General features: G+C 65.4%; 14 protein-coding genes. 7 read left to right on the top strand and 7 right to left on the bottom strand.

Annotated elements, in window-relative coordinates:
- Positions 1-127: 127 nt before the first annotated feature.
- Complete coding sequence (proS, locus tag QMG80_RS16090) at positions 128-1,669, top strand: proline--tRNA ligase (RefSeq protein ID WP_085770108.1); 1,542 nt, start codon at positions 128-130, stop codon at positions 1,667-1,669.
- A 16-nt stretch (positions 1,670-1,685) separates the two neighbouring features.
- On the opposite strand, the gene QMG80_RS16085 is transcribed toward proS, so the two are convergent.
- Genes QMG80_RS16085 through QMG80_RS16075 form a run of 3 tightly spaced genes read right to left on the bottom strand, consistent with a single transcriptional unit; the run spans position 1,686 to position 8,369 of the window.
- Positions 1,686-2,576 carry a transglutaminase family protein gene (locus QMG80_RS16085; protein WP_085770107.1) on the bottom strand — a complete coding sequence of 297 codons (891 nt, stop codon included), beginning with the start codon at positions 2,574-2,576 and terminating at the stop codon, positions 1,686-1,688.
- Complete coding sequence (locus tag QMG80_RS16080) at positions 2,573-5,074, bottom strand: circularly permuted type 2 ATP-grasp protein (protein WP_085770106.1); 2,502 nt, start codon at positions 5,072-5,074, stop codon at positions 2,573-2,575. The genes QMG80_RS16085 and QMG80_RS16080 overlap by 4 nt, the downstream gene beginning before the upstream one ends.
- Positions 5,064-8,369, bottom strand: a complete 3,306-nt coding sequence (locus QMG80_RS16075) for a transglutaminase family protein (protein ID WP_085770105.1) — start codon at positions 8,367-8,369, stop codon at positions 5,064-5,066. The genes QMG80_RS16080 and QMG80_RS16075 overlap by 11 nt, the downstream gene beginning before the upstream one ends.
- Positions 8,370-8,685: 316 nt before the next feature.
- Here QMG80_RS16075 and QMG80_RS16070 point away from each other — a divergent pair, with 316 nt between their 5' ends.
- Complete coding sequence (locus tag QMG80_RS16070) at positions 8,686-9,681, top strand: L,D-transpeptidase (protein ID WP_085770104.1); 996 nt, start codon at positions 8,686-8,688, stop codon at positions 9,679-9,681.
- 228 nt (positions 9,682-9,909) lie between these two features.
- Positions 9,910-10,848 (top strand): tRNA (adenosine(37)-N6)-dimethylallyltransferase MiaA, encoded by a 939-nt coding sequence (gene miaA, locus QMG80_RS16065; RefSeq protein ID WP_085770103.1) that lies wholly within the window; start codon positions 9,910-9,912, stop codon positions 10,846-10,848.
- 18 nt (positions 10,849-10,866) lie between these two features.
- Here the strand turns inward: miaA and QMG80_RS16060 are convergent, their stop codons facing one another.
- Positions 10,867-11,682: an RMD1 family protein gene (locus QMG80_RS16060; RefSeq protein WP_085770102.1), complete on the bottom strand. Its 816-nt coding sequence runs from the start codon at positions 11,680-11,682 to the stop codon at positions 10,867-10,869.
- 99 nt (positions 11,683-11,781) lie between these two features.
- On the opposite strand from QMG80_RS16060, the gene fdxA reads away from it, so the two are divergent.
- Both fdxA and QMG80_RS16050 read left to right on the top strand, forming a co-directional pair.
- Positions 11,782-12,120 (top strand): ferredoxin FdxA, encoded by a 339-nt coding sequence (fdxA, locus tag QMG80_RS16055; protein ID WP_085770101.1) that lies wholly within the window; start codon positions 11,782-11,784, stop codon positions 12,118-12,120.
- A gap of 414 nt (positions 12,121-12,534) precedes the next feature.
- Entirely contained in the window at positions 12,535-13,950 is a 1,416-nt protein-coding gene (locus QMG80_RS16050; protein WP_342586560.1) for a CarD family transcriptional regulator, read from the top strand.
- Between the two features lie 445 nt (positions 13,951-14,395).
- On the opposite strand, the gene rpsA is transcribed toward QMG80_RS16050, so the two are convergent.
- The 3 genes from rpsA to QMG80_RS16035 form a co-directional block, all read right to left on the bottom strand.
- The gene (gene rpsA / locus QMG80_RS16045; RefSeq protein ID WP_085770100.1) at positions 14,396-16,141 is read right to left on the bottom strand and encodes a 30S ribosomal protein S1; all 1,746 of its coding nucleotides are present in this window, start codon (positions 16,139-16,141) and stop codon (positions 14,396-14,398) included.
- A gap of 289 nt (positions 16,142-16,430) precedes the next feature.
- A complete protein-coding gene (locus QMG80_RS16040) occupies positions 16,431-18,953 on the bottom strand; it encodes a caspase family protein (RefSeq protein ID WP_102938042.1) in 2,523 nt (840 codons plus the stop codon).
- Between the two features lie 90 nt (positions 18,954-19,043).
- The gene (locus QMG80_RS16035) at positions 19,044-19,577 is read right to left on the bottom strand and encodes a gamma carbonic anhydrase family protein (protein WP_085770099.1); all 534 of its coding nucleotides are present in this window, start codon (positions 19,575-19,577) and stop codon (positions 19,044-19,046) included.
- A 136-nt stretch (positions 19,578-19,713) separates the two neighbouring features.
- Here QMG80_RS16035 and modD point away from each other — a divergent pair, with 136 nt between their 5' ends.
- Both modD and QMG80_RS16025 read left to right on the top strand, forming a co-directional pair.
- Positions 19,714-20,553 carry a ModD protein gene (gene modD / locus QMG80_RS16030; RefSeq protein WP_085770098.1) on the top strand — a complete coding sequence of 280 codons (840 nt, stop codon included), beginning with the start codon at positions 19,714-19,716 and terminating at the stop codon, positions 20,551-20,553.
- A 94-nt stretch (positions 20,554-20,647) separates the two neighbouring features.
- Entirely contained in the window at positions 20,648-22,660 is a 2,013-nt protein-coding gene (locus tag QMG80_RS16025; protein ID WP_085770097.1) for an adenylate/guanylate cyclase domain-containing protein, read from the top strand.
- The last annotated feature ends 141 nt before the right edge of the window (positions 22,661-22,801 follow it).

The following is a 22,801-nucleotide window of genomic DNA, read 5'->3' as shown; positions in this document are numbered from 1 at the left end:
GGCAAGGTTAAAGCGTCCGCGCTTCATCGCCCGCCGCATTGTCCCAACCCCAAATCCCGGTTATCGACGGGGTCCAAGGGCGGGGCTTCGGCCGCCGCCGCATGCTTCCAGAGACCAGTACGGCCCCATGAAATTCGCCCTCGACATCACCCGCGCAGAGAATTTTCCCGAATGGTATCAGGCCGTCGTGGCCCAGGCGGATCTCGCCGAGGCGAGCCCGGTGCGCGGCTGCATGATCATCAAGCCCTGGGGCTGGGGCGTATGGGAGCTTGTGCAGGCGGCGCTCGACAAGCGCATCAAGGAGACCGGGCACGAGAACTGCTACTTCCCGCTCTTCATCCCCTTGAGCTTCATCGCCCAGGAGGCGGCCCATGTCGAAGGTTTCGCCAAGGAGATGGCGGTCGTCACCCATCACCGGCTGAAGGCCGCGGACGGAAAGCTCTTCGTCGACCCCGAGTCCGAACTGGAAGAGCCGCTCGTCGTGCGACCGACGTCGGAGACAATAATCGGCGACGCCTTCCGGCGCTGGGTCGCGTCCTATCGGGACCTACCCGTGCTCATCAATCAATGGGCGAATGTCGTGCGCTGGGAGATGCGAACGCGCATGTTCTTGCGCACGAGCGAATTCCTCTGGCAGGAGGGCCACACGGCCCATGCCGACGCCGAAGACGCGCGCGCCGAGACCCTGAAAATGCTGGAGGTCTATCGCGAGCTCGCGGAAGATGTGCTGGCGATGCCCGTGGTGGTGGGCGAAAAGCCGGAGAACGAGCGCTTCCCCGGCGCCGACAACACATTTTCGATCGAAGCGATGATGCAGGACGGGAAGGCGCTGCAGGCCGGCACCTCGCATTATCTCGGCACGAACTTCGCCAAGGCGCAGAACATCCGTTTCCAGTCGGCGACAGGGGATCTCGAATTCTGCCACACGACGAGCTGGGGCGTTTCAACCCGGCTCATCGGCGGCGTGATCATGACGCATGGCGACGACGACGGGCTGCGCCTGCCGCCGAAGATCGCGCCCAAGCAGATCGTAATCGTCCCGATGCTGCGCGAGAAGCCTGAGGATGCCGAGGTCCTGGCCTATTGCGAGAAGCTCAAGAGCGAGCTCGACCGTCTCACAGCCTTCAGCGCGCCGGTGCGCGCCCATCTCGACAAGAAGCCGGCGCGCGCGGCCAATAAGCGCTGGGACTGGGTGCGCCGCGGCGCGCCGATCATTCTGGAGGTTGGACCGCGCGATATGGCGAACGACAGTGTGACGCTGCTGCGCCGCGACCGACTGCGCGACGGCGAGAAGATCGCCTCGACGGGAATGACGCGAAGCGCGCTGATGGAGCTGGCGCCGGCGTTGCTCGCCGACATTCAGGCCGCCCTCTTCGACGAGGCGAAGGCCAAGCGTGACGCGAACATCCGCACGGATCTCGCGACGTTTGAGGCCGTCGCCGCCTATTTCGGTGAGGAGGCGGAAGACGGCGCGGGCGCCTTCAAGGGCTGGGTGCGCGCGCCCTGGTCGCGTCCGACCGGCGCGGAGCTGGAGCAGGTTGAGCAGCGCCTGAAGGCCTATAAGCTCACGCTGCGCAACGCGCCGCTGGGTCAGGAGCCCGCCAAGGGCAAATGTGTGTTCACCGGACGCGACGCCGTCGAGGACATTCTGATCGCCCGAGCCTACTGAAGCGGCGCTCCGCGCTTCACCTGCGCTCGCCCACGGGAATCATCGCGACCCTGACCTCGAGCTCCTGCTCGCCCGATCCGGTCACGACGCCGTCGATGGGCGAGACGTCGGAATAGTCGCGGCCGATGGCGACGACGACGTGATCGTCGCCGACCGCCGTGCAATTGGTCGGGTCGAGTCCGATCCAGCCGAAAGCGGGACCGCACCAAACGGAAACCCAGGCGTGCGAGGCGTCGGCGCCTTCGAGGGACGGCAGGCCCCCGACGGGAAGCGTCCGGATGTAGCCGCTGACATAGGCCGCGGGCAGGCCCAGCCCGCGCAGCCCCGAGATCATCAAATGGGCGAAGTCCTGACAAACGCCGCGACGCTTGGCGAAGACCTGCGCGATCGGCGTGCCGATCTTGGTGGCGCGCGCGTCATAAACGAAATCCGCATGAATGCGGCGCATGAGGTCCTGCGCGCCTTCAAGAACCGTCCTGCCGCAAGGGAAGCTTTCGGAGGCATAGCGCGTGGCCGTTTCGTCGAGCGGCGCGAGGCGGCTCGGAAAGAGCGCATGCACGGGCGACGCGGCCGCAAGCGAATTACAGGCCTGCGCCAGGCGTCGCGCCTCCCGCCACTCCGGCGTCAACGCTGCTGCGGGAGCGATTGGGCGATCGACCTCGACTCGCGCGCGCAGGACGATGCGCAGCTTCGTATGCGGCGTGTTGACTTGCGCCTCGACGACGCGATTGCCGAAGAAATCGCGCCGCTCTCGCACGGTATGAGGCGTCGGAGTCGTCTCGATCGCGCTGAAGTCGACCTTTTGCCCGCGATCGTCGTTGCGCGGGAGCAGCCGGATGACGCCGCGCGTGGAGGCGACGGGCGCCGCGTGGACATAGGTCGACGTATGGGTGATGTCGTAGATCACGCGAGCCCCGAAGGCTCGTCTTTCGGCGCGTCCGCCGTCGCCTGAACGAAATAGCGATCCGCCAGCGCGTCCGCGAGCAGCATGATGCTTTGCTCGAACTCCAGCACGCGCTGCGCGTCGACGCGCCGGGCGTCTTCGACCTCGATTTCCGCACGCAGCTTCAAGGCCAGTCGACGCGGCGCTTCCGGCATGCCGTCGCTGTGCAAGGTCGGCAGCGCTGCGAGATGGGCGTCGATCTGCGCGAGCTGGAAGCCCACGGAGCGCGGGTTGAAAGGATCGAGCATGACCATGTCCAGGGTTCTCACGCGCGAGACTTCGCCGAGATAGCGCGAACGGTAGGTGATCTGCGAATCGATCAATTCGAGCAGGGCGTCGAGGCTATCGTCGTTCGCCTCCGCGTCGGCGAACTGGCGCGCGAAGCGACAGGTGACGATCGCCCGCTCGATGCGTTTGCCGAGATCGAGAAAATCCCAGCCGGCGACGCGATTGAAATTCTCGCTCATGTAACCGGAGAGCGCCGCGAGCGCGTATAAGGCGAGCTGCACGTTCTCCAGCATCTCGGGCTCGGAGTCCGTGAGCTTCGCCGCTCGCTCCAGCCGCATTTCGAGCCTGGCGACGAGCTGCCAGACCTCGGGAGAGATTCTATCGCGGACGATCGAGGCCGCCGCTCTGATCTGCCCCGCGATGGAGAGCGCCGAGCCGTAAGCGCTCGGATCGCTCGTCGCGGCGACGGTGATTGCGGCCGCCGACTGCTCCGACAGCTCGGAGACGGCGCCCCAGGCGAGGAGCATCCGTTTCAGCCGCTCGACCACCCATCGCCGATCCGACCACTCGTCGGTAAGACGGTGACAGAGCGCCCGCACGAGCCGAAGCGTCGCTTCGGCGCGCTCGAGATAGCGGCCCATCCAGAAGAGATTGTCGGCGGCGCGGCTCGGAAGATTGCCCAGCACGCGAATGATGCGGTCGTCACGTAGCGACGCCACCAGGCTCGTTTCCTCGACGCGGCGTTCGGCGAGCACCCACACGTCGGCCGAGCTCGCCCCCGCTCCCATGGAGACGGCCTGCATATTCGGGTCATCGGAGACGCGGCAGAATCCGCCGGGCATGACGCTCCACCCATCGGATGTCGCCGCCGCGAAGACGCGCAGCACGAAAGGCCGTGGGGCGAGCGCGCCGTCGACGAAGCTCGGCGTCGTCGAGAATTTCCCGATCTCCTGCCCGACATAGTCCATGCCGCGCGCCTCGAGCGCGGCCGCGAGCCGTTCCCGGCCGCTCGAGTCGAGCGCTGCGCCGATCGTCGCGCCGTCTTTCGCGAAACCCGGCGCCTTTTCGCCATGGGCGCCGGTGATGGCGAGCGCATCGAGTCTCGCCAATATGTCTTCGCGGGCCCGGGGATCCCCGCACCACCAGGCGCCGGTCTGCGGCAGCCGCAATTCCTCCCCGAGAAGCTTCGGGGCGAGGGCGGGCAGAAAGGAAAAGACGGCCCGCGACTCGACGAGGCCCGCGCCGGGCATGTTCGTGACGGCGACGGCTCCTTGACGAATGGCGTCGAACAATCCCGGCACGCCCAAGCGCGACGCCGCGTTCATCTCCAGCGGATCGCACCAATCGGCGTCGATGCGCCGCCAGACCACGTCGACGCGCTTTTGTCCGGCGATCGTGCGCACGTGCAGACGGTTCTCATTCACGATGAGGTCGGCGCCTTCGACGAGCAGAAAACCGAGATGACGGGCGAGAAGGGCCTGCTCCGAATAAGTCTCGCTATAGGGACCGGGCGTCATCAGGCAGATGCGCGGCGCCGAGCGCTGCGCGGTCGCCGCGAGACCGACGCGAAAATCGCGAAAGAACGGACCGACGCGGCGCACGTTCATCTCGCGATAGAGACTCGGGAAAGTACGCGCGAGAATGAGCCGATTTTCGATCGCGTAGCCTGCTCCGGAAGGGGCCTGCGCGCGATCTCCGAGCACGCGCCAAGATCCGTCGGCGCCGCGGGTCACATCGACGGCGTAAAATCCGAGCCAACGCCCTCCCTGGGGGGCCACGCCGTGCATGGGGCGAATGTAATTGGGCGAGCCGGCCAAGGCCGCGGCGGGAAGCGCGCCCTCCGCGACGAGACGAGCCTCGCCATAGACGTCGCGCAGAAAGCGCTCGAGCAGGGTGGCGCGCTGCGTCACGCCCGCGGCCAGTCCGCGCCAGTCGCTTTCCGTGATGAGCAGAGGCAAACGGCTCAGCGGCCACGGCCGCTCGCGCGCCTCCCCATGCACGCGGTAGGTGACGCCGTAATCTCTAATGCGCCGGCCCGCGGCGGCGAAGCGATGCTCGAGCTCATTCTCGCCGAGCGCCGACAGGGAGTCGAAAAAGGTCAGCCAATGCGCGCGCGGGCGGCCGTCCGGCCCGATCAGCTCGTCATGCGTGCCGGCTAGGGGACTGTAACCCGCGAGCCACGCCGAGACGGGGACCGAATCGTCGTCGCGCCAGGCGCTCTGCTCAACCGCCAAGTCGCCTCCGTAAATCCAGGCTCAAGGGGAACTCTCCCGCCAGCTCCTCTCGCGGCAGATCGATCCGTCCGGGCGTATGGCCGTGCTCCTGGAAGCGGGCGAGCCGCCGCGCCTCCGCCTCCTGCGCGTTGACGGGAAAGGTCTCGTAACTGCGTCCGCCGGGATGGGCGACGTGATAGACGCAGCCGCCCAGCGAGCGCAGGCTCCAAGTATCGATCACATCGAAGGTGAGAGGGGCGTGCACCGGGATCGTCGGATGCAGGCCTGAAGCCGGCGTCCAGGCCTTGAAGCGAACGCCTGCGACGGCTTCGCCTTGCGCGCCCGCGCTCGTCATCGGCACCCGCCGGCCGTTGCAGCCAATCGCATGCCGCCCGGGCACGAAGCCTTGCGCTTTCACCTGCAGCCGCTCGACCGACGAGTCGACGTAGCGCACGGCGCCGCCGCCGCCGCTCTCCTCGCCCAGAACGTGCCAGGGCTCGAGCGCATGGCGGATCTCGAGCCGCACGCCGCCGTGCTCGACGGCGCCTGCGAAGGGAAAGCGGAACTCGCGCTGCGCCTCGAACCACTCGGGCTCGAAGTTGTAACCGGCGCGGCGCAGGTCGCCGAGAACGTCGAGAAAATCCTCCCAGACGAAATGCGGCAGCATGAATTTATCGTGCAGCGCGGTTCCCCAGCGCACGAAATTGCCTTCCTGCGGCTCGCGCCAGAACCAGGCGACGAGCGCGCGCAGCAGCAATTGCTGAGCGAGGCTCATGCGCGCGTCGGGCGGCATCTCGAAGGCCCGAAACTCGACGAGCCCTAACCGTCCCGTCGGGCCATCGGGCGAGTAAAGCTTGTCGATGCAGATTTCGGCGCGATGCGTGTTGCCGGAAACGTCGACGAGCAGATTGCGATAGAGCCGGTCGACGAGCCAGAGCGGAAACTCGCCCGATCCCGGCGCTGGCGTGTTGGCGAGCGCGATCTCCAGTTCATAGAGAGAGTCGTGCCGCGCCTCGTCGACGCGCGGCGACTGGCTCGTCGGGCCGATGAACATGCCGGAGAAGAGATAGGACAGCGAGGGATGCCGCTGCCAGTAGAGCACGACGCTCTTCAGGAGATCCGGCCGGCGCAGGAAGGGCGAGTCGGCGGGCTTCTCTCCGCCCAGCACGACGTGATTGCCGCCGCCCGAGCCCGTCTGCTTGCCGTCGAGCAGAAACTTGTTCGTGGTGAGCCGCGCCATGCGCGCCTCTTCATAGAGCGTCGTCGTCGTTTCGACCACCTCGCGCCAGGAGGCGGCAGGGTGAATGTTCACCTCGATCACGCCGGGGTCGGGCGTCACCTTGATGACGTTGAGCCGCGGGTCGGAGGGCGGCGGATAGCCCTCGACGTGCACGGGCAGGCCCATCTCATTGGCGGTCGCTTCGATGAGGGACACCAGCTCGAGATAATGCTCGAGCTTTGCGACCGGCGGCATGAACACGCACAGCACGCCGTCGCGCGGTTCGATCGCGAGCGCGGTGCGCACCACGCCTTCGACGAGAGACTGCTCCTGAACGTCCTGGCCGGCCGAAGCTGCCCGCTCGGAATGGACTTGCCGGAACGTCGTCGCTTCGAAATCCGGAAGCTCCGGCCGCTCCTCGAGCGGATCCTGCGGGTGAATGTGCTCAGGCTCGGCCGCGTGGGGGAGGGAGGGCAGCGGCAGCCTTAGGCCGATGGGCGAGTCGCCCGGCGCCAGGAAGAGGCGTTCGCGGCGAAGCTTCCAGCGTTCCGATCGCCAACCGGATGTCGCTTGCGCGTTCCAGCGCTGGATCGGAAGAACGAAGCCGGTCGGCGTGCCCAAGCCGCGTTCGAACACGCGGCGCATGCGCGCGCGCTCTTCAGGATCGGCGAGCTTCGGATCGGTCGGATCGACGTTGAAGGGTAACTGCGCCTCCTTCTCCATCCACAGAACTGGGTCTTCGAAGGCCGGCATGACACAGTCGGCGGCGACCGTGAGGCCCGTGGCAATTTTCGCAGCGAAGCGCTCGGCCGCCGCCACGGTCGCCGCGTTGGAGCCTGCCGGGCGATCGATGAGACGCTCGTCCTTCCAGATCGGCTTGCCGTCCTTCCGCCAATAAAGCCCGAAAGCCCAGCGCGGTAGGCTCTCGCCCGGATACCACTTGCCCTGGCCGTAATGCAGCAGCCCAGAAGGCGCGTAAACGTCGCGCAAACGGCGAATGAGCGCGTCGGCGTGATCGCGCTTGGTCGGACCGACCGCGGCCGTGTTCCACTCGGCGCCCTCGAAATCGTCGATGGAGATGAAAGTCGGCTCGCCGCCCATGGTGAGCCGCACGTCCTCCTTCACGAGATCGGCGTCCACCGTCTGCCCAAGCCGATCGAGCCGCGCCCAGGCCTCGTCGCTGAAAGGCGCCGTGACACGCGGCGCCTGCCGAATGCGCTCGACGCGCATTTCGAAGCCGAACTCGACATTCGCGGGATCGACCACGCCCGAGATCGGCGCGCAGGCGCGATAATGCGGCGCGCCGCACAAAGGCAGATGGCCCTCGCCGCAGAAAAGGCCGGACGTCGGATCGAGGCCGATCCAGCCCGCGCCGGGAACATAAACCTCCGTCCAAGCGTGCAGATCGGTGAAGTCGCGATCCGTCCCCTTCGGCCCTTCGATGGGATCGACGTCCGCCTTGAGCTGAATGAGATAGCCGGAGACGAAACGCGCGGCGAAGCCCAGCCGCCGCAAAAGCTGCACGAGAAGCCAGGCGCTGTCGCGGCAGGAGCCGGATTTGAGCGACAGCGTTTCTTCCGGCGACTGGACGCCCGCCTCCATGCGAATGAGGTAGCGAATCTCGCGATTGAGCTGCGCGTTGAGCTCGACGAGGAAGGGGATCGTCCTCAAAGCCTCCGACGATTGTTCCTTCAGGAAGTGACCCAGAAAGGTCTCCGTCAGCGGGCCAACGTCGACGGGGTCGAGATATCCCGGCAGCTGTTCGAGCGTGTCGGGCGGATAGGAGAAGGGATAATGCTCGGCCGTCGGCTCGACGAAAAAATCGAAGGGATTGAAGACAGCGAGCTCGGCAAGGAGGTCGACCTCGATGCGAAACTCCTCCGCCTTATTGGGGAAGACGAGGCGCGCGAGCCAATTGCCGTGCGGATCCTGCTGCCAATTGATGAAATGGTCGGAGGGCGAAATCTTCAGCGAGTAGCCGGTGACGCGCGTGCGGCAATGCGCGGCGGGGCGCAGCCGCACGATCTGCGGACCGAGCGAGATGGGCCGGTCGTATTTGTAGTGCGTGACGTGGTGAAGCGCGACCTGGATCGACACTGAAAACCCATTCTCCGATTGAGCATTGCCGCCGGCATAGCACAAAGGGCTTGGCGGGACATGTCAAGGGAGGCGCGGCCGGGATAGCGGGCATGCTGCATAAGGAGCGGGCGCTGGGGACCACGCTGGGCTTGGCAATCGCCAGGAACCCCGGCAGAATCCGCGAGGCCGGCGCGTATAAATGAGGCTGCCCCGGTTATTTCTCAGGACTTCGCGCGATCCAACCCTCTTCCGTTGCCTCCCAGTCAAGCGGCCGCGTCAACTTTGCCGTGGCGCGGCTCCGTGATATCGCCGGCTCCTCTTAGCAACCTTGGGGGTGACGATGAGCCATTGCAGTCGGCGCATGTTTCTTGGCGGCGTGATCGGAGCCGGAGCGTTCGTCGCGACGCCTTCCGCTTTCGGCAATGAGGAGAGCGAGGACATCTCCCAGCTGAAGCCCGGACAGTTCACATGGCGCCCGGAGCTCGCGCCGACAGGACCGGTCTCCATCGTCGTTTCCCTTCCGCAGCAGCGTGTGCATGTCTATCGCAACGGCATCCGCATCGGCGTCTCCACCTGCTCGACCGGCAAGGCCGGACACGCGACTCCGACCGGCGTCTTCGTCGTGTTGCAGAAAGACAAGAATCATCGCTCGTCCACTTATGACGACGCGCCCATGCCCAACATGAACCGCCTGACGTGGTCCGGCGTGGCGCTGCATGCGGGCAATCTGCCGGGCTATCCGGCTTCGCATGGTTGCGTGCGTCTGCCGCGGAAATTCTCGGAACTGCTGTTTGGCGTGACGCATCTGGGCACGCCTGTCATTATCGCGGGGGCTCATACCGACCCTTGGCAATTGACCCATCCCGGCATGGTGCTGAGCGGCTATGCCGAGGACGAATTTCAGCACGTGCTGGCGGGACTCGACGGGAAGAAGCATCCGTCGGATTGGTCTCAGGCTGAGGATAAGCCGGTCATCAGCGTCGTCGCCTCTTCAGCCGATCATAAGATTGAGCTGATCGAGAACGACGTCGTGGTCGCGACCTCGAGTCTGGCGCTGAAGGGCGACGAGAAGCTCGGCTCGCATGTTTTCGTTCTCAATGGCGCCGATGAGAACGCACATGGGATGCAGTGGACAGCGATCACTCACCACAGCGAGGAGGGGGATCTCTCGCGAGACGAAAATGTGCTTCAGCGCCTTCGCGCCGAGCCGTCATTCGTGGCGGCGCTGAAACAACGCATGCACCCCGGCATGACAATGGTGCTGACGGACACGCCGCTTACGCCGGATACCCGCTCCGGCAAGGACTTCGTGATCGTCACGACGTCGTAATTTTGGGTGGCGGGCGCGAGGGAAGCCTTTTGTCGCTGACCTCGCGCGGAGCGCAGGGGCGGCCCCTCAGAGCATGTCACGGAAAAGTGCGAAGCGGTTTTCCGGTCGTGAAATGCTCTAAATTTCTAACTTGGCGCGATTCCTTATCGCTCGGACGATTCCGGTCGAGCGGGAAACGCGCTGGGGGCCGCCTTTTGACATCCGCTCCGTGTCTGCGCCTATAGGCGCATGCCACAAGATAAAGCGCCGCCGCGGGTCGTTTTCCTCGCCGGCCCGACCGCCTCCGGCAAGTCGGCGCTGGCGCTCGCGCTGGCGCGCGAGCTTGGCGGCGCGATCGTCAACGCCGATTCGATGCAGGTCTATCGCGATTTGCGGGTGTTGACCGCGCGCCCGAGCGAGGCCGAGGAGAGGGAGGCGCCGCATCTTCTCTATGGCCATGTGGACGCCGCGCGAAATTATTCGGTCGGTCTCTGGCTCAAGGATTTCGAGGCGGCCCTCGCTCGCCTCGCCGCCGGGCGGCAGACCGCGGTCGTCACGGGCGGCACCGGCATGTATTTCAAAGCCGCGCTATACGGGCTCTCGGAAATTCCCCCCGTCCCCGAGAAGGTGCGCGAAGTCGTGCGCGCGCGCTTCGAGGGAAAGACGCCGCAGGACATGCATCGCGCGCTCGCGGCGCTCGATCCCGTCAGCGCGGGGAGGCTTCGGGAGACCGACCCGCAACGATTATTGCGGGCGCTCGAAGTTTTCGAGGCGACGGGCAGGCCGCTCGCGAGCTTCCAAGAGGCGCGCGCCGCGCCGATTCTCACCGCAGAGTCGTGTCCGGCCTTTTTTGTCGCGCCGTCGCGCGAGGCGCTTTATGCGCGCATCGACGCGCGCTTCGACGCAATGCTGGAGCAAGGCGCGCTGGAGGAGGTCCGCGCCCTTGCCGCGCGCGGTCTCGATCCCGCGCTGCCGGCGATGCGGGCCCATGGCGTCCCGCACCTGATCGCGCATCTGGAAGGCCGGCTCTCTCTCGAGGAGGCCGCGGCGCGCGGAAAGCTCGACACGCGCCATTACGCGAAACGGCAATTCACTTTCGCGCGCCATCAGCTGCCGAGCTTTTCCTGGCTCGAAGGCCCCGATCCGCAAGGCGAGGCGCTCGCGGCGCTGCGGGGGCGCGAGACATGAAGATCCGAGACATGAAGATCAATGTCCGTGCGGATACAACCACAATTGGATGAGCGAGAGCAGGATCTCGGCAAGGATCAAAACGACGATCGTCCATTCGAGCCGAGTCGAGCGGTCGGCGTCGATGATCTCGGTGAAGGCGCGCGCCGTCTCGCTGATGACGTCGAGCTTGGCTTTGAGCGTGCGCGCCCGCTCGGCAAGCTCATATTCGTCCTCGAGCCTCGCGTAGAGCCGCTCGAGATCGGGACGATCCCAAAGAACGTCGGGCTTGTCCTCGACGGCGACACGACCCGAGACGCGATGCTGCACGAGAAGCGTCTGGCCGACGAGCTTGAGCATCTCGCCTCGCCTCCATGGCGGGCGGCCTGTTTCCGCGAGCGTCGCGGCAATCGGCTCGATCGTGTCGAACACTGCATTGACTCGCCGCTCGTCTCTTGCGAGCGCCACGCTCTTTGCAAGCGCGTCCGCGACGACGAGCAGCACTGATTCGCTCATGTCCTTCACCGCGAAACGGCCGTTGGCGTGGGGCTTCTCCTCGCCCTCGCCGGAAAGCTCCAGCGCGAGCGTCTCGTCGTCACGGCGGGAGGTGGCGCCCTCGACGCGCGCGCCGACACGCGCCAGCACCTCGTCCTCCTCCAGCGGAGAGAGGCCAAACAGAACCGCGACGCCGAATTTGAAGAGCACCACGAAGCCCGCGCTTCCCGAGTGGAAGGCGAGCGGCGCCGTCGAGACGAGATCGGCCCGTTCGAGCCCGACGGTGTCGATGCGTTCGCCGAGCAGCAGGGCGCGCGCAAGAATTTTCGGGGCGGGAGACAGAGCGAGTGAGACAGTCATGGCGAAGCCCAGAATAGTCCGGAGGAGGCGGAAACCGAAGCGGCTTGAATCCCTTTTACAAAGGCGCTAGCTAGCCCGCCAAGAGAATGGGAAAGCGCCATGACCTACGTCGTCACCGAGAATTGCATAAAGTGTAAGTACATGGATTGTGTCGAGGTGTGCCCCGTGGATTGCTTCTACGAAGGCGCGAACATGCTGGTCATTCACCCCGATGAATGCATCGACTGCGGCGTCTGCGAGCCGGAGTGCCCCGCCTTGGCGATCAAGCCGGACACAGAGCCGGAGCTCGAGGCCTGGTTGACGCTCAATCTGGAATACGCCCAAGTCTGGCCGAACGTGACCATAAAGCGGGAAGCGCCGGCCGACGCGAAGGAATGGGACGGGAAACCAGGCAAGCTCGAGGCGCATTTCTCGCCTGAGCCCGGTCAAGGGGACTGAGCCGCTCGCGGGCCGCTTATGGTTAACCGCCATTCATCACGTTACGTTACAATCATTTAATTGTTGCGAAATCGCCATTTTGTGCGGTTGCGCGAGCCGCGGGGCTTTGATTATCGCAAGCTGATATGTTATATATTGCAAACGTCAAATGCGGACGTTCCAAATTCGGGACGGAGGCGCGCCTGAAGACCCCTGGCTTGACGAAGCCACGGTGAGGTGCGGCGCGCGAAGGTCGGCCTACGTTTCCTTCTTTGGAAGCTCAGCTTCCTAAGACGTGGGCATGATTCAGGAGCAGTAGGACGAAGGCGCCGGCGCTCCCTCCTTATTGGAGGAGTTAAGTGAGCGCGGGGCTGGGATTCGTTCCGCCCTGAAGCCTGGAACTTTAGCAAGATTAATGAGGGAGTGCGCCGCGCCATGGCTTCGAAAAAACCGCCCGTGAAGGCCAAGAAGACCTCTGCAGCCAAGTCGCGCGCCAAAACCGCAAAGCCCAAGACGAGGCCGGCCTCCGCAGCGAAGTCGCAGCGGGCGCATGTGTCTAAGTCGAGCGCGGCGCAAAGCAAGTCCTCTGCCGCGAAGACGAAAACCGCGTCCGCCAGGAAGAAGGCGTCTGAAGCCGCGCGCTCCGCAGTGACGAAGTCCGAGGCGGAAAAGGCCGCGGCGCGCAAAGCCGCCGCTAAGAAGGCCGCCGCCAAGAAAGCCGCCGCCAAGAAAGCCGCCGCCGCGCGGAGCGCCGCGACCAAGGCTGCAGCGAAGAAAGCCGCGGCGAGCCGAAAGTCCGCGACCTCGAACCCGACCGCGGCGAAGGCCAAGATCGCTGCTGCGAAGCGTCAAGGCGCCTCCGTCGCGACGGAGAACCCCGCCAACGCCGCAATTGCGAAACCCGTCGAGACGCAGCAGGCGGCGCCCGTGCTCAAGACGACGACCCCGGCGAGCGCAACTGGCTCCTCCGCCGGCAAGCCGCAATCGGCGGGCGTCAAAGTTCCGCCAAGCGCGAAAGGCATAGTCCCTGCGTCCTCGGGCGCAGCCGCAGAAGTCCGCAAGGCGAAAGCCTCGACGACGCCAACTCCTCCGGCTCCGCCGCGCGCGGCGCCGGATCAAAAACGTCCTATCGGAAGCGAACCAGCCAGAGTGAGCATGAATTTATCTTCAAGCGCCGCAGCGACCTCCGTTCAAAAATCCGCCTCCTCCGCCGTGTCGGGGACGCCGGGGGGCGCCGCGCCCGCCGCTAGGCCCGGAGCCACGCCGAAGCCCCGGCCTTCCTCGCAGAAGCTCGGATTCAAGCTCTCCGAGCACATCGTCTATCCGGCGCATGGCGTGGGCCAGATCGTCGGCATCGAGGTTCAGGAAGTCGCGGGCTTCAGCCTGGAGCTGTTTGTCGTGAGCTTCGTCAAGGACAAGATGATTCTCAAGGTCCCGACGAGCAAGGTCGCTTCCGTCGGCATGCGCAAGCTTTCCGAATCGGACACCGTCGAGAAGGCGCTGACGACGCTGAGTGGCCGCGCGCGAATCAAACGCACCATGTGGTCGCGTCGCGCCCAGGAATATGAGGCGAAGATCAACTCTGGGGATCTCGTGACGATCGCCGAGGTCGTGCGCGACCTCTATCGTTCGGACACGCAGCCGGAGCAGTCCTATTCGGAGCGCCAGCTCTACGAGGCGGCGCTCGACCGCATGTCGCGCGAGATCTCGGTGGTGCGCAAGCTCATCGACTCCGAGTCGCTGAAAGTGATCGAGAGCTATCTCGCCAAGGGGCCGCGCCGCGGCGCCAAGAGCGAGCCCGACGCCGGCGATGCCGCTGGCGATGAGGGAGACGTCGAGCGCGCCGCCTGATTCGCGGTTATCGCGCTCTCCTGAACCAAGCCGTCGCCTTTCGGGCGGCGGCTCTTTTTTTGTCCGAGGCCCCGGACATCTGACCGGCGACGTTCTCTGGAGTGCATTCCGCAAAAAAATTGACGGAGTTTTGCGATTGGAATCCACTCCAACCTTACGCGATTCATAATTGCTCGGACGATTCCGTGAGCGAAAGACGCGCTTCACATCAAAAATCTAGAGCGTGTCCTGACCGGAAACCGCTTCGCGATCTGATGCGCCATGCTCCAACGTTGGCCTCGGCCATCACGTAACTGCGATCAAGGATTCGCTTCTCAATCCGGCAAGCGTGTCTGCAGGCGCAAGGTCGGCGCATCTGTTTTTTAAATCTGGCGCCCAATAAAAAAGGGGAGGGGCCACTGCCTCCTCCCCCAATTTCTCGCCAATAGAGAAAGCGGCGGTCCGCTTACTCCTCGCCCTTCTTCTTTTTCGCGCCGTCCTCTTCGCGCGCCTTCAAGGCCGCGCCGAGGATGTCGCCGAGCGAGGCGCCGGAGTCGGCCGAGCCATATTGCGCGATGGCTTCCTTCTCCTCGGCCATTTCGAGCGCCTTGATGGAGACGCCGATGCGGCGGGCCTTGCGGTCGAAGAGCGTCACGCGCACGTCGACCTTCTCGCCGACCGCGAAGCGCTCGGGGCGCTGATCGGCGCGGTCGCGCGCGAGCTCGGCGCGCTTGATGAAGGTCGTCAGATCCGTGCCCACGATCTTCACCTCGATGCCGCTGTCCTTGACCTCGAGCACCTCGGAGGTGACGACCGAGCCCTTCTTCAGGTCTACGCCTGTGACGCCCTCGGCCGCGGCGAAGGGATCGCCGGCGAGCTGCTTGACGCCGAGCGAGATGCGCTCCTTCTCGACGTCGACGTCGAGAACCTGCGCCTTGATGACGTCGCCCTTCTTGAACTCCTCGATGACCTGCTCGCCCGGACGGTTCCAGTCGAGATCGGAGAGATGCACCATGCCGTCGACGTCGCCGTCGAGTCCGATGAAGAGGCCGAACTCGGTCTTGTTCTTGACCTCGCCCTCGACCTCCGAACCCACCGGATGCTTCTCGGCGAAAAGCTCCCAGGGATTGCGCAGGCACTGCTTGAGACCCAAGGAGATGCGGCGCTTGACCGGATCGACCTCGAGCACCTGCACGTCGACCTCCTGGCTCGTCGAGACGATCTTGCCGGGATGCACATTCTTCTTCGTCCAGGACATCTCCGAGACATGCACGAGGCCCTCGATGCCGGGCTCGAGCTCGACGAAGGCGCCGTAGTCGGTGATGTTCGTGACGCGCCCGTGGAAGCGCGCGCCGATCGGATATTTGGCCTCGATGCCCTGCCACGGATCTTCGAGCAGCTGCTTCATGCCGAGCGAGATGCGATGCGTCTCGTGGTTGATCTTGACGATCTTCACCTTCACCGTCTGCCCGATGGTCAGCGCCTCGGACGGATGGTTGACGCGCCGCCAGGCGATGTCGGTCACATGCAGCAGACCGTCGATGCCGCCGAGATCGACGAAGGCGCCGTAGTCCGTGATGTTCTTGACGACGCCGTCGATGACCTGCCCCTCTTCGAGGTTGGCGACGATCTCATGGCGCTGCTCGGCGCGGCTCTCCTCGAGGACGGTGCGGCGCGAGACGACGATGTTGCCGCGGCGACGATCCATTTTCAGGATGTGGAAGGGCTGCGGGACGTTCATCAAGGGCGCCGCGTCGCGGATCGGACGGATGTCGACTTGCGAGCGCGGCAGGAAGGCGACGGCCGAGTCGAGATCGACAGTGAAGCCGCCTTTGACCTGATTGAAGATCACGCCTTCGACCTTCTCGTTGGCCTCGAAGGCCTTCTCGAGCTTGATCCAGCTTTCTTCGCGCCGCGCCTTGTCGCGCGAGATAACCGCTTCGCCGAGCGCGTTCTCGACGCGCTCGAGATAGACCTCGACCTCGTCGCCGACCTTGGGCGCCGGATCGCGGCCGAAACCGGTGAATTCCTTCAAGGGCACGCGCCCTTCCGTCTTCAAGCCGATATCGATGACGGCCACGTCCTTTTCGATCGCGACAACGCGACCCTTGATGACGGAGCCTTCGAAAGCGTCTGTGCCGCCGTAGCTTTCATTGAGCAAAGCAGCAAAATCGTCGCGCGTCGGCGCGCTGAGCGAATGTTCGGAAGCCATTTTTTCTCCAGAGGAGCCCATTGGGGCGGGCGCCGGCGGGGTTGGCGTTGCGGAAAGCTTTCGGTTCCTGGAGGCTTCTCGCGTCAAGCTTCTCGAGCTTGACGAGGAAAGCGAAGGTTCGCGAGCGAACCGGCCGGCGCGGCCCGGGAGCGAAAGCTGGTTTAGGCGAAGCGTCGCGCTCCGGCAGACCAGAGAACGGCGAGGCTCTTATAGCAGAGCGGCGGTTGCGCCTGCAAGCGATACGGTGGGTTTGGGCCGGCTCCGAAACAGTGGAGCCGGCAATTTTGCCTCAGTGATGATCGTGGTGGTCGTGGTTGTGGGGATCTGGCTTCGCGGGCCCCGCGGGCTTCTGCGCCTGAGCCTGCGGATGTGGCGCTGGCCTCGGCGCGGCCGACTGCGGCCCCTGGCCCATTCCCGCCGGCCGCTGGATGCTCTGCATGGGGTTTGGCGGCGCGCTGTGACCATGGTTCTGCGGCGGCGCGGGTGGTGGCGCGGGCGGCGGCGCGGCGGCGCGGCCGTGCGACGCTTGCGTTTGCGAACCATTGCCGTGATCCTGGCGGCCATGGCTCTGCGCGCCCTGGGGCGGTTGATTCACGAGTTGCGACTTTGGAGCGGCGGCGGGGCCTGTCTGCGACTGGGGTCCGTGGGCGTGGTCCTGATGGCCATGGGCTTTGACCCCCTGGGCCGACGAAGCCGGCAGGTTCTCAGGCGCGGTCTTGGGAGCGACGGCGCTGGGCTGGGGCTGCGTCTGGTCCTGCGGCCTCTGTCGGTGCGCGTCCTGGCTTGCTTGGCCGTGACCCTGGTCTTGAAGCTGCGTCCCACTCGGCGCGGCTTGCGTCTGCGCCCCTTGTTCGCGGCCGCCCTGCTGGGGACCCTGGGTATGGGCTGCCGGAGCTTGAGCCTGGGGCACGGCCTGTCCTTGCTCATGCGGGGCTTGCTCATGCGGGGCTTGGCCCTGTTGCGCGGGGCCGCCCGGGTTCTGCGGAGCCCGCCCCGGCGCTTGGGGAACTTGGCCATGCGTCGCCGCCCCTTGCCCTTGCAAGACATTGACGCTTGGCTGGGGCAAGGCATGAGGGCCCTGGAATGGCTGCTGGGCGCCCGCGGCCGGCGCCTGCAGGCCGTGTCCCGGCGTCGGCTGGGCCTGTCCCGACTGCGGCGCGAGCGGAGCTTGCGCTGGCGCGCCTTGACCCTGTAGCGGCGCGCCCGGGCCCGCCCGTTGGGCGCCCGTACCGGGCGGGACCGCTGCGCCGGGTTGAACTGCGGCCTTATTGGCGATGAATCTCGGCAGGCTCGCGCCGAGGGCTGCGCCCGCGACGGCGCCCGCCGCGCCTGCGACGGCGCCCGCTGCGATGGGCGTCGTCGAGAGCACGCGACCCTGGGGATTGGCGATCACGACATTCTGATTCGCGTCCACGACCACGCTGTTGTGGATATTGGCGAAGAAGACATTGTCGGGCGGCGGCGTGACGAAGGCCGGGGGCTGCACATAGACCGGAACCGGGACGAAGGGCGGCACCGGCAGGCCGTAGGGCGCGAGGCCTATGACGACGGGCGGCGGCAGCACGATGAAGTCGGGCGGAGGCGGCGGCAGGAAGAAGGGCGGCGGCGGCGGCGGCGGCGCGAAGCCCCAGACGGGATCGCCGAAGAAGATGACCGGCCGGCTGACGAAAACGATCTCGGGCGGCGGCGGCGGCGGATAGCCGAGATCGATCGGTGCGAAGGCGGGCGGCGGCTCGGGCGGGCTTGCGAGGATCGCGAGCAGTCGGCGTGCGTCGAAGGCGTGCGCGCCGCGCGGATATCGGTTCAGATAGGTCCAGTAGGAGGCGGGCGTGTTGAGAATGCGGGCCTTGCGCCAGAACAGCGCCTCGCGCCGCGCGGCGAGAATGGCCCGCACGCGATGCGCCAACGGGTCGTCGGGATAGGCGACGAGAAACTCCTGATAGGACTGCAGCGTGTCGCGCGCGACCGCCGCCGCGAAGGCGTCCTGAGCCGAAAACTGCGCGATGGGCTTGCTGCGCAGCGCGGCTTCGTCGACGCCGCGCGAAGGCGCCTGCGCGGTGCGCTCGAAGAAGATGAAGGGCGTATCGAAGCCCTGCGAGTTCCAGGGAATTTGCGCTCCTCTGGTCGCTTCCATGACGCGCAGACGCGTCTGGTCGAAGACCTGGGCGACCGGCAGGCCGCCAGCGCGAATCATCTCGGTCAAGGCATGTGCGTAGACGCCGTAGGGACCCGGCTCCGGCGGAGCGATCGTTCCCGGCGCGGCGTTGAAGGCGAGGAGCAGGCTCGGGCCCGGTTCGTAGAGCGCCAATCCGCCCGCCAAGGGCTGGCCCTCGATCGGGTAGGGAAGGGCGCGCGCGGCGTCGAGCACGATGACCGCGGTCTTCAGTCCCATCGAGGCGAGCGGCTTCAAATAGTCGGAGAGACGCGCGCCGTGCAAAGGGATATCGGCGTCGCGCGTGATGGGCGCGCCGACAGGGAGAAGATAATTGTCGCCTTCGAGCTGCGCCGCCGCGCCCGCGAAGTAGACGAAGGCGACGCCGTCGGGGCCTGTGGCGCGCGCCTTTTCGAGAAAGTCGCGCAATGAGCCGCGCAGCGCCGTCTCGTCGAGGTCCCGCGCGCCGCTGACGTCGAAGCCCGCCGTCTGCAGCGTTTGCGCGATGAGCCCAGCGTCATTGGCCGCGGTCTCGACCGGCTTTCCTTCATAGGCGCTCTCGCCGATCACGAGCGCGATGCGCCGCTCGGCCGCCGCTGCTGCCTGGGCGACGCAAAAGAGAAGCGTCGCAAGCAAGAAAAGGACGAGGCGTGACCGCATGATCGGGCTCCCCAGAGTTTCGTCGCAAGGAACGACGTTAGAGACGAGCCTGCCTGAACGCAAACTGAACTGCTCGCCCCTTCGGGGGTCTCAGTCGGGCAAAACTCGCAGACCCCTGGCGTAACGGCGCGCATTCTCGACGTAATGCTTGGCCGACTCGAGAATCTGCGCCGCAGACTCTGGACCGAGCTCGCGCTTCAACTGCGCCGGCGCCCCGACGATGAGACTGTTGTCGGGAAAGACCTTGTTTTCGGTGATGAGCGCATTGGCGCCGACGAGACAGTTCTTGCCGATCTTCGCGCCGTTCAAGATCGTCGCGCCCATGCCGATCAGGCTGTTCTCGCCGATCGTGCAGCCGTGCAAGACGGCGTTGTGGCCGATCGTGCAATCGTCGCCGATATCGAGCGGAAACCCCGGGTCGGTGTGCAGCACGCTGTTGTCCTGAATGTTGGTCCTGGCGCCGATGGTGATCCACTCATTGTCGCCGCGCAGCACGCAGCCGAACCAGACGTTGGCGTCCTCCGCGAGCGCCACACGGCCGACGAGGATGGCGTTCGGGGCGATCCAGAATCGGCCGTCTGGCGGCAGGCGCGGCGTTTCATCGTCAAGCGTGTAAAGAGGCATGTGGAGCGTCTCCGAAGGAAGCCTTTCTTGCCACGACAGGGCGGCTCGCGCAAAACCTCGGACGGCGCGGGAAGAGGCCGATGTGGCCGGCGCTTCTTGCGACGCGACGCAGGACCATCGATCCGGAGGGGAAACTATGATCGTGAGCCGAGCCGAGCTCGAACGGCTGCTCTTAGAGGACGCGCCCTTCGGCGATCTGACCAGCGAGACGCTGACGCTCGGCGCCGCCGCCGGCGCCATGCGTTTCTCGGCGCGTGGACCCATGATCGCGGCGCTCGTAGAGGAGGCGGCGAGCCTGATCGAGATCGCGGGCGGCGAAGTGGCGCTGGCCTGCGCCTCGGGCTCCGCGCTTCGAGCGGGCGACGCAATCCTTTCCGCGCGGGGGCCTGCTACGTCCTTGCTTCGCGCCTGGAAGACCGCTCAGACGCTCATCGAAATCTGGTCAGGCGTCGCGAGCGGCGCGCGCGCCATCGTCGAGGCGGCGCAGAAGGGCTCTCCCGAGATCGTCGTCGCCTGCACGCGCAAGACGGCGCCGGGGACGCGGGCCTTTGCGCTCGCGGCGGTCAAGGCGGGCGGCGTGATCGCGCATCGCGCGGGGCTTTCGGAGACGATCCTCGTCTTTCCTGAGCACCGCGCCTTTCTCGATGCGGAGCCGCTCTCGGAAACAACGAGGCGTCTGCGCCGCGCCGCGCCCGAAAAGAAGCTCGTCATCGAGGTCAAAACCTTGGAGGAGGCATTGGCGGCGATCGACGCCGGTTTCGACGTGATCCAGACAGAAAAATTCGCCCCGCAGGGCGTCGCCGAGGTCGCGCGCTATGCCGCGAGGCGCGCACCACGCCCCGTCGTCGCCGCGGCGGGCGGCGTCAATGCAGGGAACGCGCGCGACTATGCCGAAGCCGGCGCGGACGTTCTCGTCACATCGGCGCCCTATCTTGCCCCGCCCTGCGACGTTGCGGTCGCCATCTCGCGCGCCTGACCGCTAAGCTCGAGATCGGTATCCTTCGCGCCCAATCCCGAAAAAGGCTAAAGGGCTTGGGCCGGAACCGAAGCGACCCGTCGGACATCGCGAAATGCTCTTCAAACTGTCTTTCGTCTCCCGTCTCGTCGCGCTCGTCATCGGCGCGGCCGTCACCTCGACGCTGCTCGCGTCCGCGGCGTCGTCCTGGTTCTTCTATCGTGATCAGCTAACGGAGATCGAGCGTCAGGGCCTGACCATCGCACGCCTGCTCGCGCGCGCCGCCGCCGTCGCCGATCAGACGCCGGTCGATGTCGAGGAGATTATCGCCCAGCATATGGTGGTCGCCGCGACAGCGATCTCGGAGCTCGTCGCCGTCGCGGAAACCTGCGGCTTGACGACGGAGCAAATCAACGAGCGATTGACGCGTATCGACGACAAGTCGATCCTCGATGAAGTCTGGGTCTCGGACGAAAAGGGCTTCTCCAAGCTCCACACCGGCCACTCTCCGGATTTCCAATTCAAGCCCTCGGCCAAGGAACAGCCACAAGCTCACGAATTCTGGGGCTTGCTCACCGGCGCGAGCTCCGTCGTCATTCAAAGCATCCAGAAGCGCGAGGTCGACGGCGAAAGATATAAATATGTTGGCGTCCCCGGCGTCGACAAACCCAGGATCGTCGAGGTCGGCTACAGCGCGCGCTACTTCGATCGCATGAAGGAGCGAATCGGATTGCAGCGCGTCGTGGACGGCTTGCTCGCCGGCGGGGACATCGACGCAATCTTCATCTTCGACAAGGGATCGCGACTGATCGTCGGTCCAAAACGAGACGTTGAACGCCAGGGCGCGAAGCTGAGCGAGGGGGAGCTCGCGCCCATTGCCGAAGTGATCCGCACGGGCGTCGCCAAATCCATGACCATAGGTTCCGGCGACAGCGTTATCGCGCCGATCAACAGCGAGAATGGCGAGCGCCTCGGCGCCGCGTTGATCCGGTTGCCGCTCGGCCGCATCGGTCATCATATACGCGTCCAGCTGATGGTCGCCTTCGCGATCTCGATGATCGCCTCGCTCGCCGGCGCCGCGCTGGCGGCCTGGATCGCCCGCCGTCAAATGGCTCCGATCGGAGCGATCACACGCGCGGCGCGAAGCCTCGAAGCGGATCGCGTCCTGGATGGACGCCTCTCGGCCGTCGCGGCCAAGGATGACGAGCTGGGTCAGCTCGCGCGCGTCTTTATGACGACAGCGCAGGACTTCTTGACGCGGGAAAAGACGCTCGACGCGCTCGTCGCGCAGCGCACGACGGCGCTCGAGGCGAGAAACAGCGAGCTCATGCGGCTATCGGAGCGCCTATCGAGCTATCTGTCTCCACAAGTTTATGAAACCCTTTTCCAGAACGGCCAGGTCGTGCCAACGCTGGCGCAGCGCAAGAAGCTGACCATTCTCTTCGCGGACGTTGTTTCGTTCAGCGAAATCGCCGAGAGCGTCGAAGCGGAGGATTTGACCCGGCTGCTCAACGAATTTCTCAACGAGATGGCGGGCATCGCGCTCAAGCATGGCGCGACGATCGATAAGTATATCGGCGATGCGATCATGGTTTTCTTCGGCGATCCGAAAAGCCGAGGGATCAAGGAAGACGCAAAGGCATGCGTCTTGATGGCGATGGAGATGGTGGCGGCCGCGCGTCGGCTCGATCGAAAATGGAGAAGCGCTGGGCTGGGATATCCCCTGCGCCTGCGGGTCGGGATCAATACCGGCTATTGCACGGTGGGCGACTTCGGCAGCCAGCAGCGGATGGATTACACGATCGTCGGCCACCAGGTTAATTTGGCGGCGCGCATTGAAAAGGCTGCTGAGCCCAACTCGATCCTCCTGGCGCATGAGACATGGTCCCTGGTGAAGGACGAAGTCCTCGCCGAAGAACAGGCGCCCATCCACGTCAAAGGCGTTCAGGCGCCCGTCAGCACATACAAGGTCAGCGGCCTGGTGACGGAGGCTAAGGGAATCATCGAAGAGGAGAGTGATGGCGTGTCGGTCAGAATCGATCTCGCCTCCGCAGATAAAAGCGAGGTCGCACGCATTTTAAAGACGGCGCTGAAGAAGCTCGACGTCGACGAGATTGCTGCCGACTGAGCGCGCGATTAAGTGCGAAGCGGCTTATAACACAGCGTGATCAAGAGAGCGCCGCCCACAGTCGAGCTTGTTTCGCTCCTAGAGCATGTCACGGAAAAGTGCGAAGCGGTTTTCCGGTCAAGACATGCTCCACCCTTTTGA

The organism is Methylocystis bryophila (assembly GCF_027925445.1).
GTDB lineage: Bacteria > Pseudomonadota > Alphaproteobacteria > Rhizobiales > Beijerinckiaceae > Methylocystis > Methylocystis bryophila.
Note: the sequence above shows the minus strand (reverse complement) of the source record. Positions and strands in the feature narration are given on the sequence as shown.

What these genes read in the sequence shown, in the direction of transcription:
- proS (WP_085770108.1), top strand. Translation starts at nt 128, where the DNA reads ATGAAATTCGCCCTCGACATCACCCGCGCAGAGAATTTTCCCGAATGG.
- miaA (WP_085770103.1), top strand. Translation starts at nt 9,910, where the DNA reads ATGCCACAAGATAAAGCGCCGCCGCGGGTCGTTTTCCTCGCCGGCCCG.
- QMG80_RS16060 (WP_085770102.1), bottom strand. Translation starts at nt 11,682, where the DNA reads ATGACTGTCTCACTCGCTCTGTCTCCCGCCCCGAAAATTCTTGCGCGC.
- fdxA (WP_085770101.1), top strand. Translation starts at nt 11,782, where the DNA reads ATGACCTACGTCGTCACCGAGAATTGCATAAAGTGTAAGTACATGGAT.
- QMG80_RS16050 (WP_342586560.1), top strand. Translation starts at nt 12,535, where the DNA reads ATGGCTTCGAAAAAACCGCCCGTGAAGGCCAAGAAGACCTCTGCAGCC.
- rpsA (WP_085770100.1), bottom strand. Translation starts at nt 16,141, where the DNA reads ATGGCTTCCGAACATTCGCTCAGCGCGCCGACGCGCGACGATTTTGCT.
- QMG80_RS16040 (WP_102938042.1), bottom strand. Translation starts at nt 18,953, where the DNA reads ATGCGGTCACGCCTCGTCCTTTTCTTGCTTGCGACGCTTCTCTTTTGC.
- QMG80_RS16035 (WP_085770099.1), bottom strand. Translation starts at nt 19,577, where the DNA reads ATGCCTCTTTACACGCTTGACGATGAAACGCCGCGCCTGCCGCCAGAC.
- modD (WP_085770098.1), top strand. Translation starts at nt 19,714, where the DNA reads ATGATCGTGAGCCGAGCCGAGCTCGAACGGCTGCTCTTAGAGGACGCG.
- QMG80_RS16025 (WP_085770097.1), top strand. Translation starts at nt 20,648, where the DNA reads ATGCTCTTCAAACTGTCTTTCGTCTCCCGTCTCGTCGCGCTCGTCATC.